Below are 20721 nucleotides of genomic sequence, written 5' to 3' on the forward strand. Positions count from 1 at the left end.
TCAGTGCGACTCTAGAGATTTCTGCGACTGACTGTTAAAGTTAGCTGAATGGGATCTGAGCAGCTGCCCGCCATCGACGTTCTTGAACAGGGCATGTGGCAAGTTGTAGCGGTGTTGGGCGTTTCCAAAACTACGAATGGAAAACGACAACTCGTGGTCATTTTCAAAAATCTAGATGCCGGTCAAACAAACCCGACCAAGCTGATCTACCTGCCAATCGAGATGCTGCCATTATTGTGGGCGGGAGCCACTTTCAAAAATGGCATTTTGCAACGTCCTGATGGCGCATCCGAAATTTACAAGACTCGCATCTTACCGAGAAGCGAGAACATTATTGACTACAGGGATCGGATACGTATTAAGCAGTACAGAAAGGACATTACACTTAGTGCTCATCCAGTCGATAACAAAACCGTTCAAATCATATCTAAATATGTTCAACCCGATAAACATCATACATTAGCCAAATATGTAAAATATGCATACTATAGAAATGGCTTTGACATTTATATTATACCCATTATGGAGATAATCAGATATCACTACGCTCTGTTTTGCTCATCTCGACTTATTAATGATATCTTCTCGGGTAAATTAGAGAGTGAAGATTCCCTAAATAGCTTTATAAATACCCGACGTTCCTTTTCTAAAGATAACGAGGCATTTTTAGTTTTGCGGAAGGAGTATACGGATTCAGATCGCTTAATTTTAGGTCTTTTTTACAAAAGTCAAAGGCACTCCTATTTTTTGCAAGCCATCAATATTTCAGCGTCCCTCAGAGATGGTCAAAGCGCTGGCGACTTTTTTGTTTGTCCATATGTTAAATTTCCCTTCACAAGAAGGACAAACCTAACTTTTCAAGGAACGTCTAGCATTCATAAGGCATCCAATTATCACTTCAAGATTCACTGGGTAGAGAGAATTCTCTACTCTCAATTTCGCCTACCCTTCGAGCGTCTTGAGTATGACCGTGATAACACCAGCTTAAGACGGTCAAATGTAGCAAATGATCGAGTCCTTCCTATCGGATGGCAACAACGTCAAATTCAGGGGCGGCTTAGAAAGCCCAAAAGGCTCATTACAAATCAGATTCGGCGACCGCGCAAAGGTATTCAACCTTTGCGCCATTTCTTTGAATCTCCTCTTTCAAATCTCCTTGCACAACTTAAAGGTGGAAAGGTCACTGAGGGAGAACCGGTTAGCCAAAGCGGTGGAGAATCTACACCCATCCCTGTTGAAGAATTAACGGTCCAACCCCCACAGCAGCATGAGGAGGGAGATCTCGGTCAAATCCAGCTCGGGCCTGACCTCTCTCCACCATTGCCCATCAGACCGCCAGTGGGGTTTGACGATCTTACAAAAGCCCTTCAGGAACTCCAGGACAAAGGAGAGATTGATCGTTATGAAGCAGCGGTACCAGAAAATCCATTCGCTCTGACTAATTATAGTGATGACACTACGAGCTGGCTGAAGATCAACGAGACAACATCGAGATCTGGTGTGCTCTTTCATATCGTTGTAGGCACACTCCACTTTTATATTTATGACATCGAGCGGAATCAAGACAGCACTTCCGTTGCGGTTATTCGGCGACCGAATGCCCAGGAAATTGATATAGAAGGAATAGAGAGCATATTGAAAGAAGGTATTCGAATCAGAGGTAGGTGGCAGGCTCGAAGTGAAAAGAATCGTCCACGGCTTGATACATTTGCCATGTCAGCGATTGGACATGCTTACACAAGCTCGAAAACATACGGGGCCGCCCTTCTTAGGGCGGCCCACCTTGGTCTTCTAAAACCAAACACAGTACCTGCGGAATCTGAAATTAGAGCTGATTTAGCCACCAATGACGTAGAGGATGACGGGCAGATGGACTGAAAAAAGAGGCAGAGTGATGAACTGTTGCAACCAGTTCTTCTTGTGTTAAGACCTGATTGTCATGCCATTCCTTAAGCACGCCCACGCTGGTCGTCGTCATAAGCTTTGGCATTTCTTTTGCCAGAATTGACAATATTTTCTGACTATCACTTATCAGTCGACTCTGCTGTTGCTGCGCTAAAATGGCGCAACAAACAGATACAGTCGAGAGTGTTGGATAGAGTCGGCAGTACACATCAACATGATGACAAGGCTCAATAGGCACTTGACGAATCTGTCCTTCATCTAAGAGTTTGACCAAGCCAGCTTGAAGCTCAGCAATCATCCGACTTTCGGAATAGCGCAAAACCTCTTGTGTAACTTCTGGTATCACCGTGATTTGCAGATGTCCCCGCTCTATGATTCTCGGCAGGCAGTCTACAGCCAATAGATTCATCAACGAAAGCGTATCGGGCGTCATCTGCATAGTCAGTCTCTAATGAATTCTCCAATTCACACGCTCTTGGTAACCTTCGAAATCCAAGTTAACCAAGCTACCATCTTCTCTAATATGGGGCACTTGAGTGTATCGAGCGACGACATTGGCAATCTCCCCCTGGTTAATACCCTTCAGATAACGCGTGGTGATCTCCTCAGGTTCTAGCAAATCCTGCTCATAAGCTTCGACGAGATAACGTTTGTAGCGCTCGGGGTATCGGGCCAGAATTTTGTCCAAATAGGTCGGTTCTCCAGAAGTCGTCAGACCAAGTGCTTCTTTCGTCTTTTTTACCACTTTTTGAGACGTCAACCGTTTGACTTCGCTATGTGGTAGATATTCCAGATCGACCAATCGCCGGAGAAAAGCCTCGAAGGACACACTGTACTGATGCGCCATAGCGACGAGATCTCTCACACTGGGCGGTTGGTCGTTGTTGCTTTCCAAGAAATCGTACACGAGTTTCTGCACGCCAGCCTCTGGAAGTGTGAAATTCATGCCGAAAGCTCCTGCAAATTGCTCGGCTGGGTTGCCATGTGGCCGGCTCGTCAAGACCTGAATCTGCACATTATGTGCAGATGTCAACAAATGTCCAGTTTCATGGGCCGCTGTCTGCAATTGACGCTCAATCGGATGATCTTCATTTATAGCGATACACCCACCCAAACCCGAGGCATAGCCATAAAATCCAGAGACCCCTCGCGGCAATGAGAATCGAAAGACCCGCACACCGTACTCTTCCTCCAACAAAGAAAAAAGCTGAGGGATTGGTTCATCCCCGAGGTGCAAGCGTTGACGTTCTTGCCGAGCAATCAGGGCTGCATATTTTTTTAAATCTCGATGTCCCTCAAGAGGATATTGTGTGTGAACTTTAAAAATATGCTTCTTGCCGACCATCTGTTCAAGTTCAAGATAAGCAATGGCCATGTCTTGCAAAGTCTTAATAGCCATATCAAGCTCATCCTGTTCTTGCCCCAATCCCAGATCTTGGACCTGCAATGTTCTTCGGAACTGAACGATCAGATCTGTGTCTCCTGGTGGCAGCGCTACCAAACTATATGGATCCGTGTCATACAGTTTCGACAGGATCAACAGTTCGTGAGCAGAGATTGGCCGCTGCCCCTTCTCAATGTTGATAAAGGTGGGACGAGACATTCCCAACGCTTCAGCAGACTGTTGCTGCACCAGTTTGCGAGCTGTTCGGGCCTGGACCAAGCGCCGAGCAAGTTCCTGTGAATCGATCTGCTGGAGAAGGACTTCAAGATTCGGTTTCATACACTTCCTTTGACCTATGCCCACACTGTGGGCGTGCCCTGCTGAACACGTCGCCATTCCGAGGCGTACATCCGGTATAGACCCACCAAGCCGGTTTCAACGTTTGCTGGGGTATGCCCCAGCAAACGCAAGCCGTCGTAGGCGTACCGCAAGTCAGGGTTGAGCCGCAGCAAACGAACGAGTGCCTGCTCATCGGTCTGCACCGCAACGCGCAGCGCCTCTGCTTGATGGGCCATGAGGTTCAACCATTGACGGTTTTCTTTTGGCAACGTGTCCATAGGTTGGGTATAGCTGGAATCCACGACCCCTGCGGCTTGAAAAGAGATCTGTCTCAGCACACAGGAAGTGCATTCACCGCAGTGAATGCCTTGTACACCCGTATGAGGTTTAGGGCCAATCCCACGACTCGGCGTCCGTTCACAAGACAAGGTCTCTTTCAGAATAGAGCCGAACTGATACTGGGCGGCTTGGGCCACCATCTGGCCTTTAGTCACGAACCAGAAGGGATTATCAATTTGGAAAGGATTTTCGAAGAGCTCTGTCAAGAACTCACTCATCATGAAAATAAAGCGTGGATGCATTGAGCGCGTGTGATCCGCCCCAATAGATGCGCGCGAGTAAGGCAGATTGATAGCCCCTACACCATTCTCGAAGACCTGTAAACCTGTTCCACCTGAACTCGCAGCCACCACGGCACCAAGAGAAATGAATAGAAACCCACGTGTTCTCTGTGAATATTCCTCGCGCAGTTTTTTCGTGCCTTCAAGATTTAGCAGACTCCGCACTACATTATGTCGAACCGAAGTCTCGAAGGTCAAACCCAAGGGTCGTTTCCCCCCTTGATCTTGTAAGGCCTCGCCAATTTGTTTAAATGCCAGATCCTGCTGGTGCTTCAAATGATTCCCACTCGCCGCAATCAGCACTTGCGTTGTCTGCGGATCACGCACACCGTTGAGAAGAACGCCGATCGTTGAATCAGCACCACCGCTGTACAAAGCGTAAGACAGGGTCGTATTGATTTGACGCGAAGCAATGAGCGCCTCCGGTTGACTATTGAAAGAGACTGCGGGAGAGACCCGGTCTACAAATGTGAATGTCCACTGATCCTGGGTCAGGAATTCTAGAGCGTTGCGCAAGCGTGATTGGACTCGTACGTTTTGCCACCGGTGTGGTTCCCGCACCGGGATAATTAAATGAAGCTCACGTTCAGTTGTATGTTCATCATCGCGGTGGCGACGAACGAAACGGTCTGCCACGTAACAGGCCCGCGAGACATCAACAAGGTCTTCATGGTAAGGTCGCAGCTGACACTGGGGCAAGACCTTATTCAATGTGGTAGGCATTTTCAAAAGATCAATGAGATGACGTCCATTACGGCGCTGGCTGAAGTCAAGAACGGCTGATTTCATGGGTTTCCTCCCTGTCTACGCGGCTTCATAAACGTCACCGTCGGTTTTTCGGGGTCAAATTCCACTTTCTTGGGCCGATCCGTCTTGAAGCGTTCCAGTTTTGGCGAGTCACCGTGGTCTCGGACGAGTTCACGGAACTGCTCTTGCGTTTCAGCTCTGACCTTGGCCAACTCCGCCTGGCTGTCAGGTGAAGCGCCAGAAATACCCAATTCGATATTGACCTCCAAACGGGTCAGCAATTCGAATTCCTGGACTTCCAGGCAGGTGCGAACCAAGAGTTCTTCACTCAAGCTGCTTGGGGCCTGATCAAGGAATTGGATCTCCGTCGCAATATCCATCAATGCTCGCCGAGCCAGTTCACCGACCTTGCTCGGCGCCGACGGGAGCGGCTCAAAGACGAACGCACAGCGTTCGTCCATCGGAAGGGCAACAAGCCTTTCGAGGGCTTGGCGGTAGTCCTCCAACGGGCACTGCCCCGCCTGCACGGCGCGACGAACAGCGTTGGTGACCGCATGGAGTAGATGTTCAGTCGCGCTGTCGGTATCTCCCTCGTTCAACGCAGCCGACGCCCCCTGAAAGGGGGCGTTGATCGCCGTGCAGTAATAGTCCTTGTCAGCCATAGTTGACTCGGAGTCTACTCTCTCCGAGTCAAGAAAGTCAAATTAATTTGCCGTTTCTGATTTGACTTTCTTGCCGAACACCATGCCAGGGTTGAAGAGGAAAGTCGAGGGCTTGCCTGAGTCTTTGGCTCAGCTCATCAGCCAAAGGCCAGAGGTGCCGCCGGCCTGAGCAGGCCAATGGCTCAATCATGACGATCTCGTCGAAGATCCACCCATATGGCCCTCTGAACCAGGGATCGTCCAGGTGCGTCACGACTTCTTTCAGCGTCGCGGTGGCCACTACTGCCCCTCGAGGAAACTGTGCGGCATGACAAATGATGCCGTGATCGTTCTTAACCATGTAGCTCCCCAGATAATCATATGTCCGACCTGCATGGATAGCTATACGCCGACCAATAAGTGATTCATCAGGTGACCAATTCCTATTCTCGACTTTCTTTATTCCCATAGCCATCAGAGATGCAAAAGGCTGATCAATAGTTAAAGCAAATGCAATCTGTTCCATATAGATATGATATATCTAAATAGACTCACTGTCAAGCTATCTAGCTCGCACTTTTTTATTTATTTTGAGTAGAACTGTTTGAATTTCTCTGGAATATGAGCTTATCGCCAACATGCACTGATTTTCGTACCAAGGCGGGAAGGCGATGGCTTCAGCTCTACTGAGTAGACCATAAGGAGGTCTATCCAAACTCTGCGCACACTCTTGAAATCTTATGGGCCAATCTCCCAGAATCCATGTCAAATTTTGAAGATTGGCATAGCGGACTCTAACAGGCGAGCGCTCAAATTTTAAACGATTGGTTTCCACTAAAGACGTCGATGGAAAACCACTACGCTTTGAAACTTCTCTCCGAAAAGCCAGTGTTCTAGAATCATAGGTAAGCGCGCGCAAAAGATGACGACATGTGTCAAGGTAGCTACGTGTTTCTGCACAGAGCCCCCCTATGGCAATCCAACGCCCTTCCAAAGGAGCGAGGACGCTTTGTTGCCAGGAGATGAGCCGTGACACCTCACCTTCCAAAGCGATTTTGCCCAAACGACCATTGGATGGCTTTTGAGTTATGCCTGGTCCCCAGATTTCCAAGCGAAGTTGACGAGTTGGCAACGGATCGAAAGAGGTCCAAGCTAGGCTGCGATAATCAAGGGCACAGACCCCGCAATACGCGAGCGATTCTTGCTCGTGATGCGGAGCGCGGCTGTCGCAGGACAGCCGTTGATCCACTGGCGCCCCACAAGCCGGACAAGCGTCCAGGAGTAGACACCGGTGAAGGGGACAAACGGTCACCAGAGACATTCTCCAGATCTGACGGTAGTGAGGTACCGCGTCCTCAGCCAAACAGTCGGGGCAAAGTTGCTGACCATGCATCGTGAAGCGCTGGCGGACTGGGTGCACAGGCATAAACCAGCGATAGGCTCCATGTCGCTGGCGTTTGCCGATGTAGCGCTCCATCAAAGGAGTCAAGGTCGTGCGGCGCACGACCTCAGGAGCAAGCCCCGTCCGCAGAGCCAATCCGTGGAGGAGCGGGGTGGGGAGGTGCTGGTCTAAATCAAGCGACGGATAATGCGTATCCGCGACACAAGCCGCGATCAGCCGCCCGAACGACGTGCCATTTTCAATCGCCAGTCGGGCCAGCCAGGAGGTCAGGATTTCTCCAGGTTCAGGACGAGGCCGAGCGGGCAACAGCCCGCTCATCTCAGAAGTTTCTCCGCTGCCCCGCGGCGTTCTGACGGTGGCGGTCGCTTCAGCTCTTGAAGCAAGCTGAGGTCAATGCATTCCACTTTGCTTTGAATCGCTTTGCGGGCAGCAGCCTTGAGAGTCAATGCAAGCTCCCCCAGAAGCCCCTCAGACTGAAAGTGAAGGTAATCTGCCGTTGCACGGCTGTGCAAACGCGAAGGGCGCTGCAGCGGCAAAGTCTGCTCATACCGTTTGATCAAGGTCCGCCAGGCATCATCATTGTTCCAGCGCGGCAGCGCCAACGGTTCGAAACGGTTACTCAGCTGATCGTCAACTTGCATCGCACGCAAGGCCGCCTGCGTGCCAACCGCGACCAGGGGCAGTTGCAGACTGTTACTCAGATACCGCAGCGAGATCATGAATTGCCGATTGGCAGAGGTGCGTCCGGCCAAACCGTTGTGAATCTCATCGATAATCAGCAGCCTGGTTTCCGCCCGTTCCAGATGATGGAAGGCCAACTTGCGCTTTTTTTCCGAATGATCCTGAGGCCGATACGGAGCTTGAAAAACGTCCAGAAGCTCGTTATAGAACTTGCCCTCGTCGGGCACCGCCGGGGTCTGCAGATAGACGACCGGCATCAAGGTACGTGCCAAATCGGGGTGATGGACGGCAGGAAAAAGGTGACGGAAGCGTTTGGCGATCTGCGTTTTTCCACTATTGGTCTCGCCGACAATCAGCAGATTCGGCATTCGGTCGACGCGAGTATGTTCCAACAGATAGGTCATGTGGGCCAAGAGTTCCTGAGCTCTGGGGTAACTCAACCAGCGGGCCGCTTCCAGGTGCTTCAGACGCACAGCGTCTGAAGCTCGCATGACTGGCACCACGCTCTCGTGCAGATGCGAAAACTCGGAACTCATCCGAAGACCACCTCAACATCATCGAAGCCTTCAAGTTCAGGCAAGTCTTCGTCCATAGAGGAGGAGGGCTGCACCAGAGGTTGTCCAATCTCGACCTCCTGATGGACAGGTGTATGGGTGGCGCGGCGCTGTTGGTGACGACGCTGCCGTTTGGTCGCTTGTTTCGCTGCAGCTTCCATCCGGCGCAACTCCGCATAGGCCGCGAAGATCGTGTCCTCATCCACCTGCGCTTTCCCCTCCTCGCGCACCCGCTGGGTCGCCGCTCGCAGTTCCCACAAACTCACCTGTGCTGGGCGACTGGAATCCCGAAAAGGAATCGGAAAATACTGTTGCAGCTCTGGATCATAGAAATAGATGGTGCTCATATCACGAGGGTCGTATCGACTCAAAAATTTTCGCTTTCGTTGAGGATAACCGGGATCAGACGCATCAATCCAGGGTTTCAAGACATCCGCAAAGTAGTGAATGTGTTTGTAGAGAATGCCGTAGTTTTGGATAGTGTGCTCGAAAAACGGGAGAAAGTCATATTTGAGGCGCGCCAGATCAACGTTCGGAAGCACCAATCCAAGCCCCGGACGGCTGGATGTGCCGAGCACATCCAGCTCGTAGCGTTTAAGTGGAGTGGTCTGGATCCCCTGGTGGAAGCGTTCGTGATACACGCGGGTGATCTGGGTCAACAGCACCTGTTCAAATTCTGCCAAGGTAAAGGCAGCCTGAGCCTCGGAGCGGTATTCACCCCGGTCTTTCGGGTGATGAAAGGTCGTGCCCGGTAGCTCGTGGATCAGCGTGGCAAGCGTATCCATCATGCGCTCGATGTGACCGCCCATATGCGGCTGTCCTTTGGGACGGTACTGAATATCGATCCCGTACTGCTGGCAAGCCCGTTCCAACATTTGACCGTGAAACTCTTTGGCGTTGTCCAAGTGGATGGTGCGAGGTAACCCTTGGATCGGCCATTTAGCATCAAGGCCATGTTTCGCCAGCAAACCTGATTTTGGAAGAATCACGCTGAGCAGACAGAGCCCGACGGAGAGTGCACTTGGGGCATCGAAAGACAGCCAGTAGCCAGCAACAAGCCGAGTACGTAAGTCCAACGCCAAGGTCAGCCAGGGACGGCCGAGTGGGAGCCGGTGGTGATAATCAACCAAGATGACATCAAGTTTGGTGTGGTCAATTTGGATCACCGACAGCGGGTAATCAGCGCCGGGAAACTCCGCGACATGTGGGCGAAAACGGTTCTCTGCTGTTTTCTTCCCGAGACGCTTGGCAACTTGCACGTACTGGGTCCGCTCCGCAATGCGGTTGCGGACAGTGTTGTAGTGAGGCGCTTCTAGACCACGTTCACGGCACAGCCGCATCACTTCCAGACAGGTACTCTGAATGCTCCGCCGTTGAGGGGTGAGGTAAAACTGATTGATAACCTCCTGCACCACAGATTCCACGCCTTCGGGCAGCTTATAGCTGCCCTTGTCTTTTCGTGTTTTGGGCATCAAGCTACTAAGCTGCCTACTCGCCTGATATAAAGCCATCCAGCGATATAAGGTGGCTGCATGTAAATCGAACTCTGCTGCCCTCTCTTCAATTAAGAAGCGGGTTCGCTCATATGGGTGACGTTCTAGCAGAGGACGAATAATCTCAAAGCGGCGTTGAGCTGTCGTCCAATCTTCATCTGGCACAGTCAAAAGATCTGGCATGTTCCCTGGGCCACTCGTGGCCTCGACTGCTGGCTGGATTGCACTCAAAGGAACACGCTCAACGGTGCCTGTAATCAGATGCCGTAAGAGCACGGTTTCAACATCCAATACCTGCACCACAGCGTAGCGCTGCCGGCGATGCTCAATAATCTGCCCGTTGAGCAAATGAATATTGCGCGGAACCTCAGCTGAAGATTCTTTGTCAGGGGTCACAGTCCACCCTCCTGCCCATTGACTGGCCAGATGCAGCTCTGCATAGTGAGCGGCTCATTGAGATCAACGGCAATCTGCCGGATGGCAACCAAATGCCAGAGAAGAGGGATTAACTGCATTTGCCGCTCAGAGAGCGGCGTGATCGCGCTCAGCAGTGTGTACGGATCGGTCAGACGCAGCTCCCTCAAGGCCCGGAGAATGATCTCTGGAGGAGGTGCGGCGGCCGACAAAACGAGATAGCGCTTGAGGAATTTGATGTTATCAAGCAGTGGGAGTCGAATCTCACGCTCGGTGAACACGTGGAAAGTCCAGCCATATTCAGTGGCATACCGCTTTGCAGCCGCAAATTTAGCTGCATAGGCCGCATAATTCTCTTGCAGATCGGCCTGATATTTAATTTCAACCAACAGTGAGGGGCAATGCCCCTCACTGAAAGTGACTAAGAAGTCAGGGGTGTAGTACCGCGTGGTTGTGCCATCGCGATACTCGATACGCACAGGCTGAGCTTCGATTCGCTTCACTGTGGTGTCCCATTGGGTGAGCAGCACAAAGTCCGTCTCCAGGGTGGATTCGGTGCGCACTGGATGCATGCCAGAAGGAACTGCGACCTTACCCGTGACACTTCGGTGGTGAATCGGAATTCGACGTACTGCCATAGAGCCTCCAAAAGCTCAACAGTCGCAAATAAAGACGTAAGTCAGCTAGATTCCGCCGCTATCTGTCGCAAAGAAGCGTAGATCAACCCCTATTTTGCCTACCCATAGTCGCAAACAGCCATGTGATTGTCATCGAAGGGGTGCCGGCCGTGCTGCGCGCCCTGCCGGTGGGCGAGCTGTGGATTGGGCATAACAAACGCGGCGACCCCGTGCTGGACGCCGTACTGGCCGAAGCCCAGGCCCAGGGCGTCCCCGTGCGCGAGGTGCGGCGCGGGGACCGCGTGCAGGCGGCGGGCGCGGCCCTGACGGTGCTGTGGCCAGCCGGGCAGCGCTGGCACCCCGAGGACAATGAGAACAGCGTGGCCCTGACCCTGGAATCGGGCGCCTGGCGCGCGGCGTTTCTGGGCGATCTGGACCAGCAGGGCGAGGTGCTGGCCAGCCCCGGCAACCTGAATGTCCTCAAAGCGGCCCACCACGGCAGCCGCTACTCCACTGGCGAGGCGCTGCTGGCCCAGGCCACCCCCGCCGACACCGTGCTGAGCGTGGGACGCAACACCTACGGTCATCCTCACCCCGATGTGCTGGCGCGGCTGGCACAAGCCCAGTCCAGGGTGTGGCGCACCGATCAGGTGGGGACCATTCGGTGGGCGATTCCGTAAGGCGGAAAGGAAGAACCGATTAGAAGAGAGAGCGCAGGCCATCCCGGCCGTCGACCAGTTCCGTGAAGCGGGCAGCGCCGTGCAGGTGGGCATCAAGAACACTGGGGAGCCACGGCAGCACATCGGGGGGCAGGCGGTCTGGGGCAAACCAGGCCACCTCAGAGGTTTTGTCCAGAGGTCGCGCTTCCCCTTCCCAGGTCCGGGCCAGGAAAAACACGTCCAGGCCCTGCGTACTGTCCAGGTCGTAGCGGCAGGCGCCCAGGCAGGTCAGGTCGTCTGGATGAACGACCAGGTCCACCTCTTCCAGTGTCTCGCGGGCCGCCGTCTGGGCCAGACTCTCGCCCCGTTCCACGCGCCCGCCCGGCAGCCCCCAGAGGCCGTGGGCATACGAGGACCCGTCGCGGCGGCCCAGCAGGAGGCGCCCGGCCCCGTCCTGCACCGCCAGCCACGCCACCAGTTGAAAGCTCATGCCAGGCCGCCCAGCGCGCGCACCTGGCGCACGTCCCGCAACTGCTCTGTAACGGGCACGCCCCGCGCCAGGTGGGCCTCCAGAACGGCAGGCAGCCAGGGCAGGCACTCCGCCGGGAGCGCCGACGGCAGGACCCAGGCAACGGCCGAGGTCTTGTGCAGCGGCTGCGGCTCACCTGTCCACTGGCGGGCCAGAAAGAGAAAATCGGTGCCCTGCGCGCCGTCCACCTCGTAACGGCGCACGCCCAGGACCGACAGGGCCTGCGGGTGCAGCATCAGCCCGGTTTCTTCCCAGACCTCGCGCGCCGCCGCTTCGGGGAGGCCCTCGCCCGCCTTAACCTGTCCACCCGGCAGCCCCCACAGCCCGTGCCCGTACGCTGACCCGTCTCGCCGCCCCAGCAGCACGCGGCCCTGGGCGTCTTGAAGCACTGTCCACACCAGCAGATTGCGCACCATGCCTCAGGGTGACACGCCAGACGCGCCCTTCTGGCCTAGCATCAGGGCAATGAGCTGCATCCTGCGCGTCTATGGCCACTTTGATGTGACCGCTTTTCTGGCCGGAACCGCGTTTGCCCCACATTGGGTGTGGCGGGCAGGCGACCTGCTGGGGCGACCGCCACGCCCGGTCGGTGACTCCGGCTTTCTGCTGGCAACCAGTCAGGCCGAATTTGACCAGCCAGGCCAACAAATTGAGGACACCATCCTTTTTCTGGAGACGCACAACGCCAGCCTGCTGGCCATGCACCAGCGGCTGACAGCCACAGACCCCACGCTGAACCACAGCGACATGGAACTGGACTTTGGGATTGAGGACCGCGTTGGCACACCCGATGAGCAAGGCCGTGAGATTGTCCTCCAGGGCGACTATTTTCCATCTCAGTTGATTCGGCTGGCGGGGCAGCTTGGACTCAGCCTGACGGTATCCCGGTATCCCCGTACGCTTCCAGAGGACACTGAATCCTGAGTTCTGCGCTATTCTTGCGGATGCGTCACCGGGGGTGCCGAACCAGAGCAGGTTTGGCTGAGACTTACCCCAGGAACCTGATCCGGGTCATTCCGGCGGAGGGAGCGTGACTGGCCCCGCCATGCATGCTGGCGGCGGCCCCCGCTTCCCCTCGTGACGCGAGGGGACTTTTTTATGCGTAAAACACTACTGACCGCTCTGCTGCTGGGGGGCGCCGCCCAGGCCCAGACCACCCTGACCGTCATCACCCACGATTCCTTTGACGTGGACAAGAAATTGGTGGCGGCCTTTGAAAGCGCCAACGGCGCCAAGGTGCGGTTCATCAAGGGCGGCGACGCCGGCGAACTGCTCAACCGCCTGATTCTGACCCGCCGCGCCCCGATTGCCGACGTGGTCTACGGCCTGGACAACAGTCTGCTGCCGCGTGCCCGCCAGGCCGGCATTCTGGACGCCTACCGCTCACCGGCCCTGGCGAACGTGCCCGCCGCCTACCGCTTAGACGATGCAGGCCTGCTGAACACCGTGGATTACGGCTTTGTGGCCCTGAATTACGACCGCGCCTGGTTTGACAAAGCAGGTCTAGCTCTGCCCAAAAGTCTGGATGATCTAAAGACCCCCGCCTACGCCAAGTTGACCGTCGTGCAAAGCCCGGCGACCAGCAGCCCTGGCCTGGCCTTCTTGCTGGCCACCGTCAATCACTACGGCGAAGCCGGCGCCTGGCAGTGGTGGCGCGCCGCGCGGGCGGGCGGCATGAAGGTGACGCGCGGCTGGAGCGACGCCTACTACAAAGACTTCACCAGAAACGGCGGCAAGTACCCCATCGTGCTGTCCTACGCCAGCAGCCCTGCCGCCGAAGTGTTTTATGCCGACGGCTTTAACCCCGCCAAGCTGCCGGCCCAGGCCCCGACGGGCAATCTCTTTTTGCCGGGCAGTACGTTCACCCAACTTGAAGGCGTGGGCGTATTGAAGGGAGCCAAGCAGCCTGCTCTGGCCCGCAAGTTCGTGGACTTCATGCTAAGCGGCCCTGTGCAAGCGGACCTGCCCACCCGCATGTGGATCTACCCTGCCGTGCAGGCCACGCCCCTGAATCCAGTGTTCAAGTTTGCCCAGGCACCCAAAGCCGAGGCCATCAAGCCCGCCGTGACGGCCAACCCGCAGCGGTTGGTGGACGCCTGGGTGACGCAGGTGTTGAGGGCGAGGTAAGGCAGAAGGGTAGAGGTGAGATGGGCGGGGTCGTCGCTTGCCCCACCCCCCGAAGGGGCAGGGGGGAGCAACGTTGGCACTGGGCAAGGGTTGACTGGCGTGGCGGGGAGACCAAGTCTTTCTGCGCTGTAGACGCCGTGGCGCTCCTACCGCCCATCGCCTCACGCCCGCGCGCTGCGCGCACGACGGCTTCCGTTGCTGGTCCTGTGGTGGTGGCAGGTGAGGACGCTTAGGGCGCGAGGTTCTACTGTTGAAAGGCGCTCCAGCAGCTTCGTTTTCAAAGTCGAACCTCTGGGCCGCACCAAGACCCCTTGCCCCGTTTCTGCCCAGGGCCAGACGAGGCCAGACACATGACCGAGTTGAGCAGACCCACCAACTTCAGTAGCCACTCTTGCCGAGCGCAGCGCTGCTCGCCCTGTCATCAGGTTCCAGGCGCATCAGTCACACCAGCGGCAACGCGCAGGGCGGCCTGCGCGGCGAAGTCGTCTCCCTTTGGGGGCTGGGGAGTGGGGCACACGCACAGAGCAACTGGCTGCCTATGACCCGTCTCACTTCCTTTCTGCTCACCCTGCCGGGCCTGCTGTTCGTCACCCTCTGCCTGGCCCTGCCCCTCGCCCGAACCCTGCTCGAAGGCGGCGTGACCCTGGCCGTCTGGGCCGACCCCTATTTCCAGGGCCGCCTGCTGTGGACGCTGGCCCAGGCGGCCGTCACGGCTGGTCTGGCCCTGCTGCTGGGCGTGCCGCTGGCTTTTTTGCTGGCCCGCTTTCAGCTGCGTGGCCAGCAGACTTTTCTGCGCCTGCTGCTGCTGCCTTTCGTCACGCCCACGCTGGTCGCCGTGCTGGGGCTCTCGGCACTGCTGGGGCCGCAAGGTTGGGTCACGCGCCTGACCGGCCTGGACCTCAGCGACACGCCCCTGCTGCTGGTGCTGGGCAATCTCTTTTTCAATCTGCCGGTGATGGTGCGCCTGAGCTACGCCAGCTTTGCGCGGGTGCCGGCCGGCCTGCTGGGGGCGGCGCGCAGCCTGGGCGCCAGCGCAAGGCGTGCGGCGTGGGACATTGCCCTGCCGCTGGCCCTGCCGGGGGTGCTGGCCGGGGCCGTGCTGGTCTTTCTGTATTCCGCCCTGAGTTTCGGCCTGCCTCTGGCACTGGGGGGCGAACGCTACGCCACGCTGGAGGTCGAGATTTACACCCTGACCGCCCTGCAACTGCGGCTGCCCGAAGCCAGCGCGCTGATTGTGGGGCAGCTGGGCTTGACGCTGCTGGCCACCTGGACCTACGTGCGCCTGACGCGCGGCGGCGTGGGCGTGCCGGCGGCGGCCCGGCCCCCCGCACGCGGCGCCGCCCGGCTGGCCCTGCTGGGTCTGGGAGGCCTGACGGGCCTGATCTGTTTTGCGCCGCTGCTGGCCGTGGTGGCGCGCGGTCTGCTGGGCACAGGCGGCCCCACCCTGTCCTACTGGCAGGGCGTGCTGGCCGACGACACCACCCCACTGCTGGCCTGGAACACGGTGCGGTTTGGCCTGATGGCTCTGACCGGGGCCACAGTGCTGGGGGGGCTGTACGCGCTGGGGGCGTGGCAGGCGCGGTCACGGGTGCTTGACCTCGTCTCGCTGCTGCCGCTGATGGTCTCGCCGGTCAGTCTGGCGGTGGGCTACCTGCTGGCCTACCCGGCGCTGGCCGCCAGCCTGCCGCTGCTGATCGCGGCCTATACCCTGCTGGCCTGGCCGCTGGTGGTGCGCTCGGTGCTGCCGGCCCTGCGCGCTATTCCGCCCCGGCTGCACGAAGCGGCGCGGTCGTTGGGTGCGGGCGCTGGGGCTGCCTTCCGCACGGTCACTTGGCCGCTGGCCTTTCCGGCCCTGCGCGGCGGCGGCGCGCTGGCCCTGGCCACGGTGCTGGGTGAATTTGGCGCGACCCTGGTGCTGACCCGCCCCGAATGGGCCACCCTCAGCACCGGCCTGTATGACCGCCTGGGCCGCCCCGGCGAGCGGAATCTGGGCGAGGCGTGTGCGCTGGCGACCCTGCTGCTGGTGCTGGCCGGGCTGGCCTTTACCCTGCTGGACGGCGGCGAAGGCGAGGTGACATGAGAGACTCAGGCATGAGTGACCCGCTGACTGAACGGCTACGCACCTTTATTCAGGCTGAGGGCATTGCCATTGACAAGTGCTTCCAACTGCATCCCAGTGGCGTTCATTCGGTAGTGAACTGTGTGTTCAGCGCTCAGGCCAGATTTGATGCCGTGGTAATCCCCATGTTGAACCGGCTGAATGAACGTCTGCCGGATACGCCAGCACTGACTTTTCAGGAGTTTGTGACCGATGTGGACGACCTGGGCCCAGAACGCTACGCCGCCGAAGTTTTGAACCGGCAGAAGCTGGCCAGGCGGCCAAAGGTTGAAGTGGCACGGGATGTGGCCGTGTTCCTCAGCGAAAGGCGCGTGTCCACGCGAGCAGACTTTGAAGCCTTGACCGATGAAAAGGCGGAGCAACTGGTGCTGATTGACCTCGTATGCAAGGTTAAGGGGATTGGCCCAACGCTGGCCCATTACCTGACGTGGCTCATGGGCCGCGAGCAGCATGTCAAGGTGGATAGCCTGCTCACCCGACTGTTTAGACGACTGGAGCCCACAGCACAGAAGACTGAGCTTGTGACTGCCATTCGGGCTATCGCCGCCGAGATGAACACCACCCCTGCCCGCCTGGATAACGCCCTGTGGCGCTATGAAAGTCAGAGAGGAAGATCTCAATTGTGACCGCCCCCGCCCTGACCCTCAGCGGCCTGCACAAAGCCTTTGGCCCCGTCCAAGCCGTGCAGGACGTGACCCTGACCGTTCAGTCAGGCGAAACAGTGGCGCTGCTGGGGCCGTCGGGCTGCGGCAAGAGCACAGTGCTGCGGCTGGTCGCTGGACTAGACCAGCCTGACAGCGGCGCCGTGCAGATTGGCGGCCAGGACATGACCGCGCTCCCCCCCGAAGCCCGCCGGGTGGGCCTGGTGTTTCAGGATTACGCCCTCTTTCCGCACCTGAGCGTGCTGGACAATGTGGCATATGGCCCCCGCGTTCGCGGCGCTCCGCGCGCCCAGGCCCAGCGCCGCGCCCAGGAAGCTCTGGCGCTGGTCGAATTGACGGGGCTGGAGGCCCGCCGCCCCGCCCAGCTGTCCGGCGGGCAGGCGCAGCGGGCGGCACTGGCCCGCGCTCTGGCCACCGACGCGCCCCTGCTGCTGCTGGACGAACCGATGTCCAACCTTGACGAGCGCCTGCGCGCCGAACTGCGGGCCAGCCTGCGGGCGCTGTTTGCGCGGGTGGGGGCCGGCGTGCTGCTGGTCACCCACGACCAGCGCGAGGCGCGTGCGCTGGCCAGCCGCGTAGCGGTGATGCGGGCCGGGCAGCTGATCCAGACAGGCCCGGCCGAGGCGGTGTTCACGGCCCCGGCCACCGCCTGGGTCGCTGCCTTTATGGGCGAAGCCAACCTGCTGCCCGCTGGGCCTGGCCAGGTGCGCCATATCCCTGAAACGGCCCTGCACCTGGGAGCAGGCGAGGCGTGGCCAGCGGTGGCCGCCCCAGCCGGCGAGGGCGGCACGCCGGTCACCGTGACCCACCCCCTTGGCCCGCTGCACCTGACCCTCAGTCCGCGTGAGGCAACCCTGCTGGAGGGCGGCAGATTGCGCCTGACGGTGGACGACGCGCAGGTGCGCCTGCTGCCCGACGACCGGGAGGGCGCGTGATTGCCTGGATTCTGGTGGGGGGCCGCCTCATCCCTACGCCTCTGCTGGGCACGCTGCCGCGCCCAGACCTCGTGATTGCGGCGGATGGCGGCGCGCGCCACGCGGTCCTGCTGGGGGTCACAGTGGACACCTGGGTGGGCGACTTCGATTCTTCGGGAGGGGTGCACATCAGTGCGCCGCGAGAAGTTCATCCCACCGCCAAGAACGCCACCGACGCCGAACTGGCCGTACAGGCCGCCCGCAGCCGCGGCGCCACCGAATTGGTCATTCTGGGCGCCTTTGGGGGCCGCTTTGACCACGCCCTGGCCCTGGCCCTGGGCGCCGTGCGCCTGACGGGCGAGGGCCTGCGCGTCACCCTGACCAGCGGCGATGAATGGGGCTGGCCGCTCCTGCCTAGCTCTCCCCTGTCGCTGGCCCTGCCCCCCGGCGCCACCCTGAGCGTGCTGGCCCTGACGGAGCTGCGCGCCCTGACCCTACGCGGCGTGCGCTGGCCCCTGACGGGCGCCGATGTCCCCCTGGGCAGCGGCTGGACCGTCAGTAATGAGGTCCAGGAGGAGCGGGTCACTGCCGAACTGGGCGCGGGCCTCGCCCTGCTGACTCTCCTTCCCGACACAGCAGAGGAGCCGCGCTAGGGCCGCTCCTCTTTTCTCCCTGCTCAGCTTAGGGACACGCCTCCACCCCGGCCCGCGTGCCGCGCGTAAACCGGCAGCCATACGCCGCCTCGGCGACCACGCTGGGGGTGGTCACGTCGTCGCCGGCGGGTTTGGCCCCGCCCGCTTCCCACTTCACCAGGTCGGTAAAGGCTTCGACCAGTTCGGCTGGCGTAAATTCGCAGTGGCCGGCGGCGCGCACGGCCCGCTGCACCAGCCGTTCGCCGTTGCCCGCCGCGTTCACTACGGCGCGGTAGAGCTGCTGGTGCTTGAACGGCACGTAAAAGTCGCCCGTGGTGTGCACAGTCAGTACCGGCACGCTGATGTCGCCGTTCACACGCGGCAGGAAGCGCACGGTGCCGGGGCGGGCCGGGTTGGGGTCGGCGGCGGGCGTCACGCGCAGGATACCGGCGTTAAATGTCTTCTCGGCCTCGGTGGGGACTGCGCCCGGTGTCCAGCGGTAGGTGGTGCCCGCGTTGCCGTAAAGGTTGCGCGGCAGGATACCCGTCACAGTGCCGTCAGCGCCGCCCGTGCTCAGGACCGCCTGCTGCCACTGGGCGGTGCGGAAGCCCAAGTCAAAGACCGGCCGCGCCCCGCCGGTCAGGTTGCGGGCAATCTCGCGCAGTTTGGCGCCTTGCGTGGCGTTTTCCTGCCACAGCGCGCCGCCCACGCTGCTGAAAGTGGTGGCCAGAATATCGGGCAGCAGCACCCGGTAGGTGTCCTGGCCCTGGGGAAAGGTCTTGGGCCCCAGGCCGGCCAGTTGCGCGGCCACCAGCGGATAGTCACCCAGCCACTGAAACTCGTACTCCTCGTCCATCACGCCGCACAGGGGCAGGGCGGCGGCGTAAGCCGTCTTGTTCTTTGCCGTGGCCTGCGTTTCCTTCTCCACGGCGGCGCCGGCCACGTGCCCGCCCATGCTGACGCCCACAATTAGGGTCTTTTTCGGCGCGGCGTACTTGCCGCCCGTCAGGGACACGAAGGCGTTTGCCAGCGCATTGGTGTCTTCTACCCCCGCCTGCACGTCGTAGGAGTTGGCGCTGTACGAACTGGCGGCCCAGGCGTACCCCTGGCTCAGCCACAGGGCGCGCAGGGGCGGCGCCTGCACACGCAAGTCTTTGCCTTCGCCCGCATAGCCGTGGGCGTACATCACCAGCTGGCCGTTCCAGTTGGCCGGGACCTCAAGGGCGTAACTGGCCTCGCCGTGCAGGCCTGGCAGCTTGCCCTGATACAGGTCGGCGCCGGGCTGGGCGCTCAGCGCAGGCACAATGGCCGTAAAGGTGCGGCTGTCGTGCAGGCGCGTTTCGGTGGGCAGGGGCGCGGGCTGGGTGCGGGTGCAGGCACTCAGGGCCAGGGCCGAGAGCAGAGCGGCAGAGACGCGCATGAAGAAACCTCCGGGGCTGAGGACGAATTGAACTGGGTTTAAAGATTGGAACGCCGCGATGATAGCGCCCGGAACCTCCCCCCGCCCAGCCTCGTACAGTGCAGGCATGAGACAGGTTGGGATGGGCGGGCGTGGACGAGGACTGGGCTGCGGGTGTCTGGGCTGCGGCGGCAGCGCCCTGCTGGTGGTGGCCCTGTTGGGCGGCCTGGCGTGGTTTTTTGTGATTCAGCCGGCCCGGTCGTTTCTGGCCGGCTGGCAGGGGCCGGCGCAGACCCAAACGCAGCCGCCGTCCGGTCAGGCACAGCCCCCAGGGAGCGCCACCTCCACCGGCACCGCGAACGCTGCCCTGACGCGCCAGGACGTGCAGCAGTTCGTGCGGGTGCGCCGCAAGGTGCGCGACGCCCTGGGGTCGTCGTTTACCGGCGTGCAGACAGTCTGGACCGATGTGCAGAACGGCCAGAATCCCAACGTCTTGCAGATGCTGGGCGTGCTGCGTGAGGTGGGCAGCAGCGTGGGGACCGCGCGCCAGGCCCAGGCGGCGGCGCTGAGCAGCGAGGGCATGAGCGCCGAGCGCTACGCCCAGGTGCGCGCCGGAGTCAGCCGCGCGCTGGGCCTTCCCAATGTGGACTTTGCCCAGGCAGCCCAGGCCCTGCAAAGCGGGCAGGTGCCTGACCTGAACAGCACGGTGCAGTCGGGCACCGCCCAGGAGCGGGCGCTGGTGGAGCCCTTCCGCCGCGAACTGACCGCCACGGCCGCCGCGGGACTGCTGGGGCTGTAGGTCAATCCGCTCTCTCTTCCCCCTGGTGCTGGTGTGCCAGGGGGATTTTCTGTACCGGCTTCTCTGGGCCTATGATGACCAGAG

The 20721-nt window shown here is 59.2% G+C and carries 21 protein-coding genes and 1 riboswitch; of the genes, 9 read left to right on the forward strand and 12 right to left on the reverse strand.

Annotation, left to right across the window (positions count from 1 at the left end):
- Window positions 1-48 precede the first annotated feature (48 nt).
- Window positions 49-1878, forward strand: a complete 1830-nt coding sequence (locus tag GO986_RS07245) for a hypothetical protein (RefSeq protein ID WP_157458612.1) — start codon at window positions 49-51, stop codon at window positions 1876-1878.
- On the opposite strand, the gene GO986_RS07250 is transcribed toward GO986_RS07245, so the two are convergent.
- From GO986_RS07250 to GO986_RS07290, 9 genes are read right to left on the reverse strand one after another with little or no spacing between them, the layout of a single operon-like run.
- A complete protein-coding gene (locus GO986_RS07250) occupies window positions 1826-2338 on the reverse strand; it encodes a hypothetical protein (RefSeq protein WP_198170478.1) in 513 nt (170 codons plus the stop codon). The two genes, GO986_RS07245 and GO986_RS07250, sit on opposite strands and share 53 nt — an antisense overlap.
- A gap of 15 nt (window positions 2339-2353) precedes the next feature.
- On the reverse strand, window positions 2354-3628 hold the full coding sequence (locus GO986_RS07255) for a helix-turn-helix domain-containing protein (RefSeq protein ID WP_198170480.1): 1275 nt from the start codon (window positions 3626-3628) through the stop codon (window positions 2354-2356).
- Window positions 3629-3642: 14 nt separating this feature from the next.
- Entirely contained in the window at window positions 3643-5037 is a 1395-nt protein-coding gene (locus tag GO986_RS07260) for a 7-cyano-7-deazaguanine synthase (RefSeq protein ID WP_157458615.1), read from the reverse strand.
- Window positions 5034-5657: a PIN domain-containing protein gene (locus tag GO986_RS07265; protein ID WP_157458616.1), complete on the reverse strand. Its 624-nt coding sequence runs from the start codon at window positions 5655-5657 to the stop codon at window positions 5034-5036. The genes GO986_RS07260 and GO986_RS07265 overlap by 4 nt, the downstream gene beginning before the upstream one ends.
- Window positions 5658-5694: 37 nt before the next feature.
- Window positions 5695-6162, reverse strand: coding sequence for an ASCH domain-containing protein (locus tag GO986_RS07270; RefSeq protein ID WP_157458617.1), 468 nt, complete (start codon window positions 6160-6162; stop codon window positions 5695-5697).
- A 36-nt stretch (window positions 6163-6198) separates the two neighbouring features.
- Window positions 6199-7356 (reverse strand): TniQ family protein, encoded by a 1158-nt coding sequence (locus GO986_RS07275; protein WP_157458618.1) that lies wholly within the window; start codon window positions 7354-7356, stop codon window positions 6199-6201.
- Window positions 7353-8255, reverse strand: coding sequence for a TniB family NTP-binding protein (locus tag GO986_RS07280; RefSeq protein WP_157458619.1), 903 nt, complete (start codon window positions 8253-8255; stop codon window positions 7353-7355). The genes GO986_RS07275 and GO986_RS07280 overlap by 4 nt, the downstream gene beginning before the upstream one ends.
- Entirely contained in the window at window positions 8252-10162 is a 1911-nt protein-coding gene (locus GO986_RS07285; protein ID WP_157458620.1) for a TnsB C-terminal domain-containing protein, read from the reverse strand. Before GO986_RS07285 ends, GO986_RS07280 begins: the two co-directional genes overlap by 4 nt.
- Window positions 10159-10818: a TnsA endonuclease N-terminal domain-containing protein gene (locus GO986_RS07290; RefSeq protein ID WP_157458621.1), complete on the reverse strand. Its 660-nt coding sequence runs from the start codon at window positions 10816-10818 to the stop codon at window positions 10159-10161. Before GO986_RS07290 ends, GO986_RS07285 begins: the two co-directional genes overlap by 4 nt.
- Before the next feature lie 122 nt (window positions 10819-10940).
- Here GO986_RS07290 and GO986_RS07295 point away from each other — a divergent pair, with 122 nt between their 5' ends.
- A complete protein-coding gene (locus GO986_RS07295; protein WP_198170483.1) occupies window positions 10941-11477 on the forward strand; it encodes a ComEC/Rec2 family competence protein in 537 nt (178 codons plus the stop codon).
- A gap of 19 nt (window positions 11478-11496) precedes the next feature.
- Here the strand turns inward: GO986_RS07295 and GO986_RS07300 are convergent, their stop codons facing one another.
- Together GO986_RS07300 and GO986_RS07305 are read right to left on the reverse strand one after the other, a co-directional pair.
- Entirely contained in the window at window positions 11497-11946 is a 450-nt protein-coding gene (locus tag GO986_RS07300) for an NUDIX domain-containing protein (protein WP_157458622.1), read from the reverse strand.
- Entirely contained in the window at window positions 11943-12401 is a 459-nt protein-coding gene (locus GO986_RS07305) for an NUDIX domain-containing protein (RefSeq protein WP_157458623.1), read from the reverse strand. Before GO986_RS07305 ends, GO986_RS07300 begins: the two co-directional genes overlap by 4 nt.
- 49 nt (window positions 12402-12450) lie before the next feature.
- Here GO986_RS07305 and GO986_RS07310 point away from each other — a divergent pair, with 49 nt between their 5' ends.
- The 6 genes from GO986_RS07310 (at window position 12451) to GO986_RS07335 (ending at window position 18460) form a co-directional block, all read left to right on the forward strand.
- On the forward strand, window positions 12451-12909 hold the full coding sequence (locus tag GO986_RS07310) for a hypothetical protein (RefSeq protein WP_157458624.1): 459 nt from the start codon (window positions 12451-12453) through the stop codon (window positions 12907-12909).
- A 20-nt stretch (window positions 12910-12929) separates the two neighbouring features.
- Window positions 12930-13031: riboswitch (TPP riboswitch) on the forward strand.
- Window positions 13032-13083: 52 nt separating this feature from the next.
- On the forward strand, window positions 13084-14112 hold the full coding sequence (locus tag GO986_RS07315; RefSeq protein WP_157458625.1) for a thiamine ABC transporter substrate-binding protein: 1029 nt from the start codon (window positions 13084-13086) through the stop codon (window positions 14110-14112).
- Window positions 14113-14650: 538 nt separating this feature from the next.
- Window positions 14651-16192, forward strand: coding sequence for an ABC transporter permease (locus GO986_RS07320; RefSeq protein WP_198170493.1), 1542 nt, complete (start codon window positions 14651-14653; stop codon window positions 16190-16192).
- An 11-nt stretch (window positions 16193-16203) separates the two neighbouring features.
- A complete protein-coding gene (locus GO986_RS07325) occupies window positions 16204-16857 on the forward strand; it encodes a DUF8548 family protein (RefSeq protein WP_157458626.1) in 654 nt (217 codons plus the stop codon).
- Window positions 16854-17828: an ABC transporter ATP-binding protein gene (locus tag GO986_RS07330; RefSeq protein WP_369409223.1), complete on the forward strand. Its 975-nt coding sequence runs from the start codon at window positions 16854-16856 to the stop codon at window positions 17826-17828. Before GO986_RS07325 ends, GO986_RS07330 begins: the two co-directional genes overlap by 4 nt.
- On the forward strand, window positions 17825-18460 hold the full coding sequence (locus GO986_RS07335; protein WP_369409224.1) for a thiamine diphosphokinase: 636 nt from the start codon (window positions 17825-17827) through the stop codon (window positions 18458-18460). Before GO986_RS07330 ends, GO986_RS07335 begins: the two co-directional genes overlap by 4 nt.
- Window positions 18461-18488: 28 nt before the next feature.
- On the opposite strand, the gene GO986_RS07340 is transcribed toward GO986_RS07335, so the two are convergent.
- Window positions 18489-19859, reverse strand: coding sequence for an alpha/beta hydrolase family protein (locus GO986_RS07340; protein ID WP_157458627.1), 1371 nt, complete (start codon window positions 19857-19859; stop codon window positions 18489-18491).
- Between the two features lie 106 nt (window positions 19860-19965).
- Between GO986_RS07340 and GO986_RS07345 the strand changes: the two genes are divergently transcribed.
- Window positions 19966-20637 (forward strand): hypothetical protein, encoded by a 672-nt coding sequence (locus tag GO986_RS07345; protein ID WP_232337506.1) that lies wholly within the window; start codon window positions 19966-19968, stop codon window positions 20635-20637.
- Window positions 20638-20721: the final 84 nt, after the last annotated feature.

The organism is Deinococcus arboris (assembly GCF_009755355.1).
In the GTDB taxonomy this organism is placed as follows: Bacteria; Deinococcota; Deinococci; order Deinococcales; family Deinococcaceae; genus Deinococcus; species Deinococcus betulae.

Bases quoted from the DNA above. Each gene is read 5' to 3' on its own strand.
- GO986_RS07245 (WP_157458612.1), top strand. From the start codon at position 49: ATGGGATCTGAGCAGCTGCCCGCCATCGACGTTCTTGAACAGGGCATG.
- GO986_RS07250 (WP_198170478.1), bottom strand. From the start codon at position 2,338: ATGACGCCCGATACGCTTTCGTTGATGAATCTATTGGCTGTAGACTGC.
- GO986_RS07255 (WP_198170480.1), bottom strand. From the start codon at position 3,628: ATGAAACCGAATCTTGAAGTCCTTCTCCAGCAGATCGATTCACAGGAA.
- GO986_RS07260 (WP_157458615.1), bottom strand. From the start codon at position 5,037: ATGAAATCAGCCGTTCTTGACTTCAGCCAGCGCCGTAATGGACGTCAT.
- GO986_RS07265 (WP_157458616.1), bottom strand. From the start codon at position 5,657: ATGGCTGACAAGGACTATTACTGCACGGCGATCAACGCCCCCTTTCAG.
- GO986_RS07270 (WP_157458617.1), bottom strand. From the start codon at position 6,162: ATGGAACAGATTGCATTTGCTTTAACTATTGATCAGCCTTTTGCATCT.
- GO986_RS07275 (WP_157458618.1), bottom strand. From the start codon at position 7,356: ATGAGCGGGCTGTTGCCCGCTCGGCCTCGTCCTGAACCTGGAGAAATC.
- GO986_RS07280 (WP_157458619.1), bottom strand. From the start codon at position 8,255: ATGAGTTCCGAGTTTTCGCATCTGCACGAGAGCGTGGTGCCAGTCATG.
- GO986_RS07290 (WP_157458621.1), bottom strand. From the start codon at position 10,818: ATGGCAGTACGTCGAATTCCGATTCACCACCGAAGTGTCACGGGTAAG.
- GO986_RS07300 (WP_157458622.1), bottom strand. From the start codon at position 11,946: ATGAGCTTTCAACTGGTGGCGTGGCTGGCGGTGCAGGACGGGGCCGGG.
- GO986_RS07305 (WP_157458623.1), bottom strand. From the start codon at position 12,401: ATGGTGCGCAATCTGCTGGTGTGGACAGTGCTTCAAGACGCCCAGGGC.
- GO986_RS07310 (WP_157458624.1), top strand. From the start codon at position 12,451: ATGAGCTGCATCCTGCGCGTCTATGGCCACTTTGATGTGACCGCTTTT.
- GO986_RS07315 (WP_157458625.1), top strand. From the start codon at position 13,084: ATGCGTAAAACACTACTGACCGCTCTGCTGCTGGGGGGCGCCGCCCAG.
- GO986_RS07320 (WP_198170493.1), top strand. From the start codon at position 14,651: ATGACCCGTCTCACTTCCTTTCTGCTCACCCTGCCGGGCCTGCTGTTC.
- GO986_RS07325 (WP_157458626.1), top strand. From the start codon at position 16,204: ATGAGTGACCCGCTGACTGAACGGCTACGCACCTTTATTCAGGCTGAG.
- GO986_RS07340 (WP_157458627.1), bottom strand. From the start codon at position 19,859: ATGCGCGTCTCTGCCGCTCTGCTCTCGGCCCTGGCCCTGAGTGCCTGC.
- GO986_RS07345 (WP_232337506.1), top strand. From the start codon at position 19,966: ATGAGACAGGTTGGGATGGGCGGGCGTGGACGAGGACTGGGCTGCGGG.